The sequence below is a fragment of the Escherichia sp. E.sYA108 genome (assembly GCF_011754335.1).
GTDB lineage: Bacteria > Pseudomonadota > Gammaproteobacteria > Enterobacterales > Enterobacteriaceae > Escherichia > Escherichia coli.
Genome location: NZ_JAAQVZ010000001.1, coordinates 3043507 through 3058577, shown reverse-complemented (window position 1 = coordinate 3058577; position 15071 = coordinate 3043507). Strand labels below are relative to the sequence as shown.

General features: G+C 53.1%; 14 protein-coding genes. 11 read left to right on the top strand and 3 right to left on the bottom strand.

All coding sequences use genetic code 11. From position 1 onward, the window contains the following. Entirely contained in the window at nt 1–294 is a 294-nt protein-coding gene (flgM, locus tag HBM92_RS14760; RefSeq protein ID WP_000020884.1) for a flagellar biosynthesis anti-sigma factor FlgM, read from the bottom strand. A 75-nt stretch (nt 295–369) separates the two neighbouring features. Beyond that, entirely contained in the window at nt 370–1029 is a 660-nt protein-coding gene (gene flgA, locus HBM92_RS14755) for a flagellar basal body P-ring formation chaperone FlgA (RefSeq protein WP_000879683.1), read from the bottom strand. 155 nt (nt 1030–1184) lie between these two features. Here flgA and flgB point away from each other — a divergent pair, with 155 nt between their 5' ends. The 11 genes from flgB to flgL all read left to right on the top strand — a co-directional run bounded on the left by flgB (nt 1185) and on the right by flgL (nt 11150). Beyond that, a complete protein-coding gene (flgB, locus tag HBM92_RS14750) occupies nt 1185–1601 on the top strand; it encodes a flagellar basal body rod protein FlgB (protein ID WP_000884702.1) in 417 nt (138 codons plus the stop codon). A gap of 3 nt (nt 1602–1604) precedes the next feature. Then, on the top strand, nt 1605–2009 hold the full coding sequence (gene flgC / locus HBM92_RS14745) for a flagellar basal body rod protein FlgC (RefSeq protein WP_001196460.1): 405 nt from the start codon (nt 1605–1607) through the stop codon (nt 2007–2009). An 11-nt stretch (nt 2010–2020) separates the two neighbouring features. After that, nucleotides 2021–2716, top strand: coding sequence for a flagellar hook assembly protein FlgD (gene flgD, locus HBM92_RS14740; RefSeq protein ID WP_000020492.1), 696 nt, complete (start codon nt 2021–2023; stop codon nt 2714–2716). A gap of 24 nt (nt 2717–2740) precedes the next feature. Further along, nucleotides 2741–3946, top strand: a complete 1206-nt coding sequence (flgE, locus tag HBM92_RS14735) for a flagellar hook protein FlgE (RefSeq protein ID WP_000885884.1) — start codon at nt 2741–2743, stop codon at nt 3944–3946. Between the two features lie 19 nt (nt 3947–3965). Then, a complete protein-coding gene (gene flgF, locus HBM92_RS14730) occupies nt 3966–4721 on the top strand; it encodes a flagellar basal-body rod protein FlgF (protein ID WP_000349327.1) in 756 nt (251 codons plus the stop codon). A 171-nt stretch (nt 4722–4892) separates the two neighbouring features. Further along, nucleotides 4893–5675 carry a flagellar basal-body rod protein FlgG gene (gene flgG, locus HBM92_RS14725; protein ID WP_000625837.1) on the top strand — a complete coding sequence of 261 codons (783 nt, stop codon included), beginning with the start codon at nt 4893–4895 and terminating at the stop codon, nt 5673–5675. Between the two features lie 52 nt (nt 5676–5727). Then, nucleotides 5728–6426 carry a flagellar basal body L-ring protein FlgH gene (gene flgH / locus HBM92_RS14720; protein WP_001443230.1) on the top strand — a complete coding sequence of 233 codons (699 nt, stop codon included), beginning with the start codon at nt 5728–5730 and terminating at the stop codon, nt 6424–6426. A gap of 11 nt (nt 6427–6437) precedes the next feature. Further along, nucleotides 6438–7535, top strand: a complete 1098-nt coding sequence (flgI, locus tag HBM92_RS14715; RefSeq protein WP_001441925.1) for a flagellar basal body P-ring protein FlgI — start codon at nt 6438–6440, stop codon at nt 7533–7535. Next, nucleotides 7535–8476 (top strand): flagellar assembly peptidoglycan hydrolase FlgJ, encoded by a 942-nt coding sequence (gene flgJ, locus HBM92_RS14710; protein ID WP_001304468.1) that lies wholly within the window; start codon nt 7535–7537, stop codon nt 8474–8476. The genes flgI and flgJ overlap by 1 nt, the downstream gene beginning before the upstream one ends. Nucleotides 8477–8541: 65 nt before the next feature. Further along, nucleotides 8542–10185 carry a flagellar hook-associated protein FlgK gene (flgK, locus tag HBM92_RS14705; protein ID WP_000096497.1) on the top strand — a complete coding sequence of 548 codons (1644 nt, stop codon included), beginning with the start codon at nt 8542–8544 and terminating at the stop codon, nt 10183–10185. Nucleotides 10186–10196: 11 nt separating this feature from the next. Continuing rightward, nucleotides 10197–11150 (top strand): flagellar hook-associated protein FlgL, encoded by a 954-nt coding sequence (gene flgL / locus HBM92_RS14700; RefSeq protein WP_001212764.1) that lies wholly within the window; start codon nt 10197–10199, stop codon nt 11148–11150. A gap of 194 nt (nt 11151–11344) precedes the next feature. Here flgL and rne read toward each other — a convergent pair whose 3' ends face one another. After that, nucleotides 11345–14530, bottom strand: coding sequence for a ribonuclease E (rne, locus tag HBM92_RS14695; RefSeq protein WP_000827407.1), 3186 nt, complete (start codon nt 14528–14530; stop codon nt 11345–11347). Nucleotides 14531–15071 lie beyond the last annotated feature (541 nt).

Sequence of the window (15071 nt, the reverse complement as noted above, 5' to 3'; positions counted from 1 at the left end):
TCAGTTACTCTGCAAGTCTTGCTGCGCTTCGTTGATCAGCGCATCGGCAATTTTGCCGGTGTCCATTTTTAGTTCACCGTTACGAATCGCCAGCTTTAACGCTTCGACACGTTCAAGATTGATATCACTGCTGCCGGGTTGCATCAGTTTTGCTTGCGCGTCGCTTAACGTCACACTGGTGCTGGTGGAGGCGGTTGTTTTTGCCGCCCGGGTGTTTGTTACCGGCGCGTCAGTGGTTTCGCGCGGTTGAACGGTGCTTACGGGCTTCAGAGGCGAAGTGCGATCAATACTCATGGTTTATTCCTCATTGAGGGCGCTTTTATCATGTGTTGCTTATTTATCGGCAAGGGATGGGTTATCTTTAACAGCTTACAGGTTTATAAGAATATTCCCATCTGCATCAACAACGCCGCTGACCACCTGTCCCGATACCATGCGCACCCGCGCATTCTGTGCGACGGCAGCATTGTTCAGCGCCTGACCTTCTGCGTTGGCGCTAACCCCATAACCGCTGGCGATCACGTTGACGCGTTGTCCCGCTTTTACCCGCCATGCCTGGCGAAACTGGGTTAACTGGATAGGTTGATCGGGTGATAGATCGCGCAGGCTAACGGCATCAACAAGTTGATTGATATCCAGCACCGTACGCGGTGGCAGGGTGTCCAGCCGTCCGCGTTTCAGTTTGACATTGCCAGCTTCCAGCTTTTCTCCCCGCACAATGGGCATTGCGGCAACCACATAATTTCCTGTGGCCTGCACATTAACCTGTAAATATCGTTTGTCGTTACCGCAGCGTGCCAACACATTCACATTGCCCCACAGGCGGGAATTATTGCTCATCGAAAGCAATGGCTGCTCGCACGGCGGCAGTAGATTGGGCGCTGTACGAATAGAAACACGAACCTCATCACTTACCCCCGCGAGCTGGGCGCTAAAAAAGGTGTGCAATTGCGATGTGAGATTGCTCGCCGCACTTAACGGACTGAACAGTATCGCGATGATCGCCACGCGACGTTTTATTGCCAGCATTTTCGCCCCCCAGCCATTTCTACAACGTGAATTGTACCTGTCCGCAATGACCATCAACGGCATAAATAGCGACCCATTTTGCGTTTATTCCGCCGATAACGCGCGCGTAAAGGCATTTAAGCTGATGGCAGAATTTTGATACCTGCGGAGGAGATATGCTCGATAAGCTCGACGCCGCCTTACGTTTTCAACAAGAGGCGCTCAATCTGCGCGCCCAGCGTCAGGAAGTGCTGGCAGCAAACATCGCCAATGCCGATACCCCTGGTTATCAGGCTCGCGATATCGATTTTGCCAGTGAACTTAAAAAAGTCATGCAACGTGGACGGGATGCAACAAGTGTGGTTGCACTGACGATGACCTCAACGCAACACATTCCGGCGCAGGCGCTGACGCCTCCTACCGCAGAACTGCAATACCGTATTCCGGACCAGCCTTCGCTTGACGGTAATACCGTCGATATGGATCGCGAACGCACCCAGTTTGCCGATAACAGCCTGCAATACCAGATGAGCCTTAGCGCGTTGAGCGGGCAGATCAAAGGCATGATGAACGTTTTACAGAGCGGAAATTAACGGATGGCACTGCTGAATATTTTTGATATCGCCGGGTCGGCGTTAACTGCCCAGTCCCAGCGCCTGAACGTGGCGGCCAGTAATCTGGCGAATGCTGATAGCGTGACCGGTCCCGATGGACAGCCATATCGGGCAAAACAGGTGGTATTCCAGGTTAACGCTGCGCCAGGTGCTGCGACAGGCGGCGTAAAGGTTGCCGATGTTATAGAAAGTCAGGCTCCGGACAAACTGGTTTATGAACCGGGTAATCCGCTGGCGGATGCAAAGGGCTACGTGAAAATGCCAAACGTTGATGTCGTCGGGGAGATGGTTAACACCATGTCGGCGTCACGCAGTTATCAGGCCAATGTTGAAGTGCTCAACACGGTGAAAAGCATGATGCTGAAAACCCTTACGCTCGGTCAATAAAGGAGAAAGCTATGTCTATTGCGGTAACCACCACCGATCCGACGAATACCGGCGTCAGTACCACCAGCAGTAGTTCGCTCACGGGCAGCAACGCCGCAGATTTACAAAGCAGTTTTCTGACTTTGTTGGTGGCGCAGCTGAAAAACCAGGACCCGACCAATCCAATGGAAAACAACGAGCTGACGTCGCAATTGGCACAAATCAGCACGGTCAGTGGGATTGAAAAACTCAATACCACGCTCGGATCTATTTCCGGACAGATTGATAACAGCCAGTCGTTACAGGCCAGTAACCTGATTGGTCACGGCGTGATGATCCCCGGTACCACTGTTCTTGCGGGAACCGGCAGTGAAGAAGGGGCTGTGACCACGACCACGCCGTTTGGTGTTGAGTTGCAACAGGCAGCAGACAAAGTGACGGCCACCATCACCGATAAAAACGGCGCGGTCGTCCGTACCATTGATATCGGTGAACTGACTGCCGGAGTCCACAGTTTCACCTGGGACGGTACGTTGACTGACGGCAGCACTGCGACGAACGGTTCTTACAATGTAGCGATTAGCGCCAGTAACGGTGGTACACAACTGGTTGCCCAACCGCTGCAGTTTGCTCTGGTGCAGGGGGTGATCCGCGGCAACAACGGTAATACGCTGGATCTCGGCACTTACGGCACCACTATCCTCGACGAAGTACGGCAGATAATTTAAGCCTTCACATTTCAGGAGTCAGTCATGGCCTTTTCTCAAGCGGTTAGCGGATTAAACGCTGCCGCCACCAACCTCGATGTTATTGGCAACAATATCGCCAACTCCGCCACCTACGGCTTTAAATCAGGCACGGCCTCTTTTGCCGATATGTTTGCCGGTTCGAAAGTGGGACTGGGGGTAAAAGTTGCTGGTATCACTCAGGACTTTACCGATGGCACGACCACCAACACCGGGCGTGGTCTGGACGTTGCTATCAGCCAGAACGGTTTTTTCCGTCTGGTAGACAGCAACGGTTCGGTATTCTACAGCCGTAACGGACAATTTAAGCTGGATGAAAACCGTAACCTGGTGAATATGCAAGGTTTACAGCTGACGGGGTACCCGGCAACCGGTACGCCGCCGACTATTCAGCAAGGGGCGAATCCGACCAATATTTCGATCCCGAATACCCTGATGGCAGCGAAAACTACCACCACGGCGTCGATGCAGATCAACCTGAATTCCAGTGATTCGCTTCCCTCTGTTAACGCATTTGATGCCAGCAATGCGGATAGCTATAACAAAAAAGGTTCGGTGACTGTTTTCGATAGTCAGGGTAATGCTCATGATATGAGCGTGTACTTTGTGAAGACCGGGGATAATAAGTGGCAGGTCTACACCCAGGATAGCAGTGATCCAACAGGTACAGCTGAGCCTGCAATGACGCTGGTGTTTAATGCCAATGGCGTTCTGACCTCAGATCCAACAAAGGATATTACCACCGGCGCAATTAACGGCGCAGATCCCGCCACGTTTAGCCTGAGCTTCCTCAACTCCATGCAGCAAAATACCGGCGCTAACAACATTGTGGCAACCACCCAGAACGGCTACAAACCGGGCGATCTGGTGAGTTATCAAATCAATGATGACGGTACGGTTGTCGGCAACTATTCCAACGAACAAACCCAACTGCTGGGGCAGATTGTACTGGCGAACTTTGCCAACAACGAAGGTCTGGCATCCGAAGGCGACAACGTCTGGTCCGCTACGCAATCTTCTGGCGTGGCGCTGTTGGGGACAGCCGGGACGGGCAACTTTGGCACACTGACCAACGGTGCGCTGGAAGCGTCCAACGTCGATCTCAGTAAAGAACTGGTCAATATGATCGTTGCCCAGCGTAACTATCAGTCTAACGCCCAGACCATCAAAACCCAGGACCAGATCCTCAACACGCTGGTTAACTTACGCTAATCGCTGACGGGATAGCTCAATGGATCACGCAATTTATACCGCGATGGGAGCAGCCAGCCAGACGCTGAATCAACAGGCGGTAACCGCCAGTAATCTGGCCAATGCCTCTACGCCCGGTTTTCGCGCGCAGTTAAACGCCTTGCGCGCAGTGCCGGTGGAAGGGCTTTCACTGCCCACGCGCACGCTGGTAACGGCGTCAACACCGGGTGCAGACATGACACCCGGCAAGATGGATTACACCTCGCGCCCGCTGGACGTTGCGTTGCAGCAGGATGGTTGGCTGGCCGTGCAGACCGCTGACGGCAGTGAAGGGTATACGCGTAATGGCAGCATTCAGGTTGATCCCACCGGGCAACTGACAATTCAGGGACATCCGGTGGTAGGCGAGGCGGGGCCAATTGCTGTGCCGGAAGGGGCGGAAATCACTATTGCTGCCGATGGCACAATCTCGGCGCTGAATCCGGGCGATCCGGCAAATACGGTTGCGCCAGTGGGGCGTCTGAAGCTGGTGAAAGCCACGGGCAGCGAAGTCCAGCGCGGTGACGATGGCATTTTTCGTTTAAGCGCAGAAAGCCAGGCTACGCGTGGGCCGGTACTGCAGGCAGATCCAACCTTGCGTGTGATGTCGGGGGTTCTGGAAGGCAGTAACGTCAATGCCGTTGCGGCAATGAGCGACATGATTGCCAGCGCACGGCGTTTTGAAATGCAGATGAAGGTGATCAGCAGCGTCGATGATAACGCAGGCCGTGCCAACCAACTGCTGTCGATGAGTTAATTGAAAGGATACATGACAAGTATAAGTTGCCCTATGCGCAAGTTTATCGGGTCTATGGGGGCAATCGCAATTTATCGATTTTGCGAGCTCTTGTAGGCCGGATAAGGCGTTTACGCCGCATCCGGCAAGAAGACATATGCACTTTGTCACTAATCCACTACAGGACATTTTATGATCAGTTCATTATGGATCGCCAAAACGGGCCTTGACGCCCAGCAAACCAATATGGACGTCATTGCCAACAACCTGGCAAACGTTAGTACCAACGGTTTTAAGCGTCAGCGCGCGGTGTTTGAAGATCTGCTGTATCAAACCATTCGCCAGCCGGGGGCACAGTCTTCCGAACAAACCACCTTACCCTCCGGATTACAAATCGGTACGGGGGTACGCCCGGTCGCCACGGAACGTTTACACAGCCAGGGCAACCTGTCGCAAACCAATAACAGTAAAGACGTCGCGATTAAAGGGCAGGGCTTTTTCCAGGTGATGTTGCCAGATGGCTCATCAGCCTATACCCGTGACGGCTCTTTCCAGGTGGATCAGAACGGGCAGCTGGTGACGGCCGGTGGTTTTCAGGTGCAGCCAGCGATCACCATTCCGGCGAATGCGTTAAGTATCACCATCGGTCGTGATGGCGTGGTCAGCGTAACCCAACAAGGCCAGGCAGCTCCGGTTCAGGTTGGGCAGCTCAATCTCACCACCTTTATGAATGACACCGGACTGGAGAGCATTGGCGAAAACCTCTACACCGAAACGCAATCCTCCGGTGCACCGAACGAAAGCACGCCGGGCCTGAACGGCGCGGGACTGCTGTATCAAGGGTATGTTGAAACGTCTAACGTCAACGTGGCGGAAGAACTGGTCAATATGATTCAGGTGCAACGCGCTTACGAAATCAACAGTAAAGCGGTGTCCACCACCGATCAGATGCTGCAAAAACTGACGCAACTCTAAGGCTTAACCGGTGGCAGGTTCACCGGTTTACTGATTTTTGAAGATGATAGCCATGCAAAAAAACGCTGCGCATACTTATGCCATTTCCAGCTTGTTGGTGCTTTCACTAACCGGCTGCGCCTGGATACCCTCCACGCCGCTGGTACAAGGGGCGACCAGTGCACAACCGGTTCCCGGTCCGACGCCCGTCGCCAACGGGTCTATTTTCCAGTCTGCTCAGCCGATTAACTATGGCTATCAACCGCTGTTTGAAGATCGTCGACCACGCAATATTGGCGATACGCTGACCATCGTGTTGCAGGAGAACGTCAGCGCCAGCAAAAGCTCCTCTGCGAATGCCAGCCGTGACGGTAAAACTAATTTTGGCTTTGATACTGTGCCGCGCTATTTGCAGGGGGTGTTTGGTAACGCTCGTGCCGATGTCGAAGCCTCCGGTGGTAACACGTTCAACGGAAAAGGCGGGGCCAATGCCAGCAATACCTTTAGCGGTACGTTGACGGTGACGGTTGACCAGGTACTGGTCAACGGCAACCTGCATGTGGTGGGTGAAAAACAGATCGCCATTAATCAGGGTACCGAATTTATTCGCTTCTCTGGCGTGGTTAATCCACGCACTATCAGCGGCAGCAATACCGTACCATCTACTCAGGTGGCGGATGCGCGCATTGAATACGTAGGCAATGGCTACATTAACGAAGCGCAAAATATGGGCTGGTTGCAACGTTTCTTCCTTAATCTGTCGCCAATGTAAGTGAGGCTGTGGTGATTAAATTTCTCTCTGCATTAATTCTTCTACTGGTTACGACGGCGGTTCAGGCTGAGCGTATTCGCGATCTCACCAGTGTTCAGGGGGTAAGGCAAAACTCACTGATTGGCTATGGCCTGGTGGTGGGGCTGGATGGAACCGGTGACCAGACAACCCAGACGCCGTTTACCACACAAACGCTTAATAACATGCTCTCACAGCTGGGAATTACCGTTCCGACGGGCACCAATATGCAGCTAAAAAACGTCGCTGCGGTAATGGTGACGGCGTCACTTCCGCCGTTTGGACGCCAGGGGCAAACCATCGATGTGGTGGTTTCTTCCATGGGTAATGCCAAAAGCTTGCGTGGCGGTACGTTGTTGATGACACCGCTTAAGGGCGTTGACAGTCAGGTGTATGCTCTGGCGCAGGGCAATATTCTGGTTGGCGGCGCAGGAGCCTCTGCTGGCGGTAGCAGTGTTCAGGTGAACCAACTGAACGGTGGACGGATCACCAATGGTGCGGTTATTGAACGTGAATTGCCCAGCCAGTTTGGCGTCGGGAATACCCTTAATTTGCAACTTAACGACGAAGATTTCAGCATGGCGCAGCAAATCGCTGACACCATCAACCGCGTGCGTGGATATGGCAGCGCCACCGCGTTAGATGCGCGGACTATTCAGGTGCGCGTACCAAGTGGCAACAGTTCCCAGGTCCGTTTCCTTGCCGATATCCAGAATATGCAGGTTAATGTCACCCCGCAGGACGCTAAAGTAGTGATTAACTCGCGCACTGGCTCGGTGGTGATGAATCGCGAAGTGACCCTCGACAGCTGCGCAGTAGCGCAGGGGAATCTCTCGGTTACGGTCAATCGTCAGGCCAATGTCAGCCAGCCAGATACACCGTTTGGTGGTGGACAGACTGTGGTTACTCCACAAACGCAGATCGATTTACGCCAGAGCGGCGGTTCGCTGCAAAGCGTACGTTCCAGCGCCAGCCTCAATAACGTGGTGCGCGCGCTCAATGCGCTGGGCGCTACGCCGATGGATCTGATGTCTATTTTGCAATCAATGCAAAGTGCGGGATGTCTGCGGGCAAAACTGGAAATCATCTGATGATCAGCGACAGCAAACTACTGGCAAGTGCGGCCTGGGATGCGCAATCACTCAACGAACTAAAGGCGAAAGCGGGCGAAGATCCAGCGGCAAATATCCGTCCGGTGGCCCGCCAGGTGGAAGGGATGTTCGTGCAGATGATGTTGAAAAGCATGCGCGACGCTTTACCAAAAGATGGCCTGTTCAGCAGCGAGCACACTCGCCTGTATACCAGTATGTATGACCAGCAGATTGCCCAACAGATGACGGCGGGCAAAGGTCTGGGGCTTGCAGAGATGATGGTTAAACAGATGACGCCAGAACAACCATTGCCAGAGGAGCCCACGCCAGCAGCACCGATGAAATTCCCGCTCGAAACTGTGGTGCGTTATCAAAATCAGGCGCTTTCTCAGCTGGTGCAAAAGGCCGTACCACGTAACTACGATGATTCGTTGCCGGGTAACAGTAAAGCATTCCTCGCGCAACTCTCACTGCCCGCCCAACTGGCAAGCCAGCAAAGCGGTGTGCCACATCATTTGATCCTCGCTCAGGCGGCGCTTGAATCTGGCTGGGGGCAACGGCAAATCCGCCGCGAAAACGGCGAGCCTAGTTATAACCTGTTTGGCGTCAAAGCCTCTGGCAACTGGAAAGGGCCAGTCACTGAAATCACCACGACTGAATATGAAAACGGCGAAGCGAAGAAAGTAAAAGCGAAATTTCGGGTCTACAGCTCGTATCTGGAAGCATTGTCGGATTACGTTGGGCTGTTAACGCGTAACCCGCGCTACGCCGCCGTGACGACCGCCGCGAGTGCGGAGCAGGGGGCGCAGGCCCTACAGGACGCGGGCTATGCCACCGATCCTCACTATGCCCGCAAACTCACCAACATGATTCAGCAGATGAAATCGATAAGCGACAAAGTGAGCAAAACCTACAGTATGAACATTGATAATCTGTTCTGAATAACTCAAGTCCGGCGGGTCGCTGCCGATAATACTCTGTAATTGAAGGCTTATAAGGAACCTCCATGTCCAGCTTGATCAATAACGCCATGAGCGGACTGAACGCGGCCCAGGCGGCGTTAAATACGGCAAGTAATAATATCTCCAGCTATAACGTTGCCGGATATACCCGCCAAACCACTATTATGGCGCAGGCCAATAGCACGTTGGGCGCTGGCGGCTGGGTTGGCAATGGCGTCTACGTTTCTGGTGTGCAGCGTGAGTATGATGCGTTTATTACCAACCAGTTACGTGCGGCGCAGACGCAAAGTAGCGGCCTGACTGCCCGCTATGAGCAGATGTCGAAAATCGACAATATGCTCTCCACCAGTACCTCTTCGCTGGCAACACAGATGCAGGATTTCTTCACCAGCCTGCAAACGCTGGTAAGTAACGCGGAAGACCCGGCAGCGCGCCAGGCGCTGATTGGGAAATCAGAAGGGTTGGTGAATCAGTTTAAAACCACCGATCAATATCTGCGCGACCAGGACAAACAGGTCAATATCGCGATAGGTGCCAGCGTTGATCAGATCAACAATTACGCTAAACAAATCGCCAGCCTGAACGATCAAATCTCGCGTCTGACAGGCGTGGGGGCAGGGGCGTCACCTAACAATCTGCTGGATCAACGCGATCAACTGGTGAGTGAATTAAACCAGATTGTTGGCGTAGAAGTTAGCGTTCAGGATGGTGGCACTTATAACATCACGATGGCCAATGGCTACTCACTGGTTCAGGGAAGTACGGCGCGGCAGCTGGCGGCAGTTCCTTCCACCGCCGACCCTTCGCGTACGACTGTCGCTTATATTGATGGGACGGCTGGCAATATTGAGATCCCGGAGAAATTACTGAATACCGGGTCGCTGGGCGGCATTCTGACATTCCGTTCTCAGGATCTGGACCAGACGCGTAATACGCTTGGACAACTGGCGCTGGCATTTGCCGAGGCTTTCAACACCCAACACAAAGCCGGATTTGATGCTAACGGCGATGCTGGTGAAGATTTCTTTGCTATCGGTAAGCCCGCGGTACTGCAAAACACGAAAAACAAAGGTGACGTTGCGATCGGTGCCACGGTAACTGATGCCTCCGCGGTACTGGCGACAGATTACAAAATCTCGTTCGATAATAATCAGTGGCAGGTCACCCGCCTTGCCAGCAATACCACTTTTACGGTGACGCCGGATGCCAACGGTAAAGTGGCATTTGATGGTCTGGAGTTGACGTTTACAGGAACGCCTGCCGTTAACGACAGCTTCACGCTGAAACCGGTAAGTGACGCCATCGTCAACATGGATGTATTAATCACCGACGAAGCAAAAATCGCCATGGCGAGCGAAGAAGATGCGGGTGATAGCGACAACCGCAACGGTCAGGCCCTGCTGGATCTGCAAAGCAACAGTAAAACGGTGGGCGGTGCGAAATCCTTTAACGACGCTTATGCCTCATTAGTGAGTGATATCGGGAATAAAACCGCGACGTTGAAAACCAGTAGCGCCACGCAAGGTAATGTGGTGACGCAGCTTTCCAATCAGCAGCAGTCGATTTCCGGTGTCAATCTCGATGAGGAGTACGGAAATCTGCAACGTTTTCAGCAGTATTACCTGGCGAATGCGCAGGTTCTGCAGACGGCAAACGCGATTTTTGATGCGCTGATTAACATTCGCTAAGGGGAGATAAAATGCGTTTCAGTACCCAGATGATGTACCAGCAAAACATGCGTGGCATCACCAATTCTCAGGCAGAATGGATGAAGTACGGCGAACAGATGTCGACGGGTAAGCGAGTCGTTAACCCTTCAGATGATCCCATTGCTGCATCACAAGCTGTTGTTCTCTCCCAGGCACAGGCACAAAACAGCCAGTACACGCTGGCGCGTACTTTCGCCACTCAAAAAGTGTCACTGGAAGAGAGTGTGCTTAGCCAGGTCACCACTGCTATCCAGAATGCTCAGGAAAAAATTGTCTACGCCAGCAATGGCACCTTGAGTGACGATGACCGGGCCTCGCTGGCTACGGATATTCAGGGGCTTCGTGACCAGTTACTGAATCTGGCGAACACCACTGACGGTAACGGGCGCTACATTTTTGCCGGTTATAAAACAGAGACTGCGCCGTTTAGTGAGGCTGACGGTGATTATGTCGGCGGAACAGAAAGTATTAAACAACAGGTCGATGCTTCGCGTTCGATGGTGATAGGACATACGGGCGACAAAATTTTCGACAGTATTACCAGCAACGCGGTAGCGGAACCAGACGGTAGCGCTTCTGAAACCAATCTTTTTGCCATGCTGGATAGCGCCATCGCAGCCCTGAAAACGCCGGTCGCGGATAGCGAAGCGGATAAAGAAACCGCCGCTGCGGCACTGGATAAAACCAACCGCGGACTGAAAAACTCGCTGAACAATGTGCTGACTGTTCGCGCGGAATTAGGCACGCAACTGAACGAACTGGAGTCGCTGGATTCATTAGGTAGCGATCGCGCTTTAGGGCAAACGCAGCAGATGAGCGATCTGGTTGATGTGGACTGGAATGCAACTATTTCATCTTACATCATGCAGCAAACGGCATTGCAGGCATCGTATAAAGCATTTACCGATATGCAGGGATTGTCGCTCTTCCAGCTCAACAAATAAGCTCGCTTTAAAACATATCATGAAACTGGGTATGTTTTGTCTGCCCGCTCTGGGATCGCCGGGGCGGGCATTTTTTTGCCTATTTTGTATTGTTGGTTAGCAAGGATGCCATTTGATGAATTTTAATATGTTGACTCAAAGATGAAATAAAAAAGCCCTGGCAGTTACCAGGGCTTGATTGCTTGAGCTAATTATTACTCAACAGGTTGCGGACGCGCAGGAGCGGCGGAGGCATGATGCGTTGCCGTATGACCACCTGCGGCACCTTTGCCTTCGAAGGTAAAAGTAGGGCGCTGCCAGTCACTGTGACGCGGTGCTTCCGGAACATATTCCGGTGCCGGAGCGCGCGTCATCGGCGCGGTAGCGTGGTTATGCTCAACGGTGACCTCAGGTTCAACCGCAGCTACCGTTTCAACTTCTGCTGTGACTTCAGCGACGACTGGCGCGGCAGGTTGAGCAACAACTTCAGGTTCAGCAACCACAACCTCAGCAGTTTCGGCAACTTCTTCAATATCTGCCGTCTCTTCCTGCGGTTCAACCACCGGTTCTGCGTGTTCTGCAACTTCCTGGGCTACGGCAACATCAGATTCGGTAATCACCTGCGGCTGTTCAGTTACCGCGGCAGCAATCACTTCAGGATGCGTCGTTTCAACCACTTCCGGTTGCGGTTCGGCAACCTGAACGGGGGCTTCTACGACTTCAGCCACTTCTTCAACAACTGGCGCGCTAACAACAGGTTCGGCAGCGGCGGCGACAGGGACCTCAGTCACCATCGGCTGCACTTGTACTTCTTCCTGTTCGCGCTGCTCTTCAACCTGTACATCTTGCGGACGTACAATTGGATAGCGGATCCAGACTTTGCCAGAGGCCAGTTCCGGAGACGCGCACGCTACGGTCAACGGCATTGGCGACTGGGTTGGATAACGCTCGTCACGATAGCGACGACGACGCTGACCACTTACGCGCAGGTGACGAGGCGAGCGGCGAGAACGACGCGGCATGCCACCGTTGTCACGGTTATCAGCATTGTTCTCTTCTGGCTGTTCTGGTGCAGTTTGCGCTACGACTGGCAGCGGGACTTTCACCAGTTCTGTGCGTGGGGCTGGTGCTTCCTGAACAATTGGTTCGGCTGCGACAGTTTCTTCAACCACCGGTGCGACTACCGCTTCTTCGGCTACGCTTTGCTCGTAACGCACTTTCTGATTGAGCTGACGCTGTTTACGACGTGGCTGAACCGGACGTACACGTTCTTCCTGTTCGGTTTCCTGAACAGATTGCTCTTCAACATTCAGCGCCTTCACTTCTTGTTGCGCCTGACGTTTATCATCGTTACGGCGGCGGCTACGTTCACGACGCGGCGTTTGCTGCTCGTCGGTGGTACGCGCTTTTTCCGTTACCTCTGCCTGCTGACGGCTCTCACGCGTCTCGGCAGTCTGCTGCTGTGCCTGGCGACGATTACGACGGTTTTCTTCGCGATTATCGCTGCCTTCAGTACGTTCACTACGAGGGTCGCGGCGCTCATTACGGTCACGGCGGTTGTTCTGACGAGGCTTGCGACGATCCTGTTGACGTTCCGGTTTCGCTTCTGCTTTCGGTGTTGGTTGCTCGGACGGTTTGGTTTCTTCACCACCGCTGAACAGCGCTTTCAGTGCGCCGAAGAAGCGGCTCAACAGCCCAGGTTGGGCAGGAGCGGCTGGTGTTGCCGGTGCAGATTTAGGTGCTGGGGCTACGACAGGCGCGGCAGGTTCAGCTGGCGTTGGTGCTGGCGGCACATCCGGCATGGCAAAGGTTGCCAGCGCAGGTTGTTCCGGACGCTTACGTTCAGCGAACTCTTCTTCAGACGGCAGCGCCATCGCTTCTTCATGCAGCTTCGGCAGCATGTAGCTTAAGGTTGGGGTTTCTTCCCCTTTGCGCACGCGCAGCACATGGTAGTGCGGGGTTTCCATCTGATCGTTTGGCACAATCACACAGCGTACGCCGTCCTGACGAGTTTCAATCGCATTTACCGCAGAACGTTTTTCATTCAGCAGGTAAGAAGCAATTGGCACAGGAACAATGGCGTGAACTTCCTGGGTGTTCTCTTTCAGCGCTTCTTCTTCGATCAGACGCAGAATAGAGAGCGACAGCGATTCGTTGTCACGAACGGTACCGGTACCGGAGCAGCGCGGGCAGACGTGATGGCTGGATTCACCCAGTGATGGGCTCAGGCGCTGACGGGACATTTCCAACAGGCCAAAGCGAGAAATATGGCTGATTTGAATACGCGCACGGTCCTGACGCACCGCTTCACGCAGACGGTTTTCTACCGCACGCTGGTGGCGTACAGGCGTCATGTCGATGAAGTCGATAACAATCAGGCCGCCGAGGTCACGCAGGCGCAGCTGACGAGCAATCTCATCGGCAGCTTCGAGGTTAGTGTTAAACGCGGTTTCTTCGATATCGCCGCCGCGGGTCGCGCGTGCGGAGTTGATGTCGATGGCCGTTAACGCTTCGGTGCTGTCGATAACAATCGAACCACCGGATGGCAGACGAACTTCACGCTGGAAGGCGGACTCGATCTGCGACTCGATCTGGTAGTGGCTGAACAGCGGGATCTCGCCGGTGTACAGTTTGATTTTGCTGCTGAAATCCGGGCGGCCTAATGCAGCGATATGCTGACGTGCCAGTTCGAGCACTTTCGGGTTATCGATAAGGATTTCACCGATGTCCTGGCGTAAGTAATCGCGGAATGCGCGAACGATTACGTTGCTCTCCTGATGAATCAGGAACGGAGCCGGGCGGCTTTCAGCGGCTTTTTTGATGGCTTCCCAGTGTTTCAGACGGAAGCTTAAATCCCATTGCAGCGCCTCAGCAGATTTGCCGACGCCAGCGGTGCGCACGATAAGCCCCATGCCTTCCGGCAGTTCAAGGCTTGCCAGTGCTTCTTTTAATTCGGTACGGTCGTCGCCTTCGATACGACGAGAAATACCGCCCGCGCGCGGGTTGTTCGGCATCAGAACCAGATAGCTACCCGCCAGACTGATAAAGGTGGTTAATGCCGCGCCTTTGTTGCCGCGCTCTTCTTTATCGATCTGAACAATGACTTCCTGACCTTCACGCAACACATCTTTAATGTTGGGACGACCATGAGCACTGTAGTTAGCAGGGAAATATTCGCGGGCAATTTCTTTTAGTGGGAGGAAACCGTGACGTTCAGCGCCGTAATCAACAAAAGCAGCTTCCAGACTCGGTTCAATGCGGGTGATTTTACCTTTGTAGATGTTTGCCTTTTTCTGCTCGTGCCCTGGACTTTCGATATCCAGGTCATACAGACGCTGCCCATCTACAAGGGCAACGCGCAACTCTTCCTGCTGAGTTGCGTTGATTAACATTCTTTTCATCGTAACTTACTCATTATTCTTACATTGACGACTAAGCTGCGGGCAAAGTAACGCCTTTCCGGGTGTGAACCGATGGCCTCGTGTCTAGTCGCGTCGCCAACCTCACGGTTATCGTCAGCTCAAAGAGGCGCAGAGTGTCGGTTGCCCGTTTTTCATGCGGAAAAACAGCGCAATTATCAGAGAAACAGACTGGGTATTACTCTCCAGAAATATTTCCATCTACCGGTAAGGACTGCAACCCGCAGCCCGCTAACTGCCTGAAAGATCAATACGTCTTACGCCATTGCTGCGTGGATGATCGGTCGGGCAAAATGGGTTATTCCGTAAAATTTCTTGTTTTAACAAGGATGGACACGGAAACGGCCTCATTATTCCACTGCAAGCCTTGTTATAGCAAGATGACTTTTACCATTTATCACCCGCTTACTCACAGTTTTTTCACTTCTTGCTGGTGATTGGTTTAATAACCATCAATAAAGTGATCACCTAGTGAAGTAATAAGGTGCAAAACTAAATATAAGCATAGAAAAATGAGTGGCGC

Excerpts from the sequence above, each read along its gene's own strand:
- flgM (WP_000020884.1), bottom strand. The coding sequence starts at position 294 with ATGAGTATTGATCGCACTTCGCCTCTGAAGCCCGTAAGCACCGTTCAA.
- flgA (WP_000879683.1), bottom strand. The coding sequence starts at position 1,029 with ATGCTGGCAATAAAACGTCGCGTGGCGATCATCGCGATACTGTTCAGT.
- flgB (WP_000884702.1), top strand. The coding sequence starts at position 1,185 with ATGCTCGATAAGCTCGACGCCGCCTTACGTTTTCAACAAGAGGCGCTC.
- flgC (WP_001196460.1), top strand. The coding sequence starts at position 1,605 with ATGGCACTGCTGAATATTTTTGATATCGCCGGGTCGGCGTTAACTGCC.
- flgD (WP_000020492.1), top strand. The coding sequence starts at position 2,021 with ATGTCTATTGCGGTAACCACCACCGATCCGACGAATACCGGCGTCAGT.
- flgE (WP_000885884.1), top strand. The coding sequence starts at position 2,741 with ATGGCCTTTTCTCAAGCGGTTAGCGGATTAAACGCTGCCGCCACCAAC.
- flgF (WP_000349327.1), top strand. The coding sequence starts at position 3,966 with ATGGATCACGCAATTTATACCGCGATGGGAGCAGCCAGCCAGACGCTG.
- flgG (WP_000625837.1), top strand. The coding sequence starts at position 4,893 with ATGATCAGTTCATTATGGATCGCCAAAACGGGCCTTGACGCCCAGCAA.
- flgH (WP_001443230.1), top strand. The coding sequence starts at position 5,728 with ATGCAAAAAAACGCTGCGCATACTTATGCCATTTCCAGCTTGTTGGTG.
- flgJ (WP_001304468.1), top strand. The coding sequence starts at position 7,535 with ATGATCAGCGACAGCAAACTACTGGCAAGTGCGGCCTGGGATGCGCAA.
- flgK (WP_000096497.1), top strand. The coding sequence starts at position 8,542 with ATGTCCAGCTTGATCAATAACGCCATGAGCGGACTGAACGCGGCCCAG.
- flgL (WP_001212764.1), top strand. The coding sequence starts at position 10,197 with ATGCGTTTCAGTACCCAGATGATGTACCAGCAAAACATGCGTGGCATC.
- rne (WP_000827407.1), bottom strand. The coding sequence starts at position 14,530 with ATGAAAAGAATGTTAATCAACGCAACTCAGCAGGAAGAGTTGCGCGTT.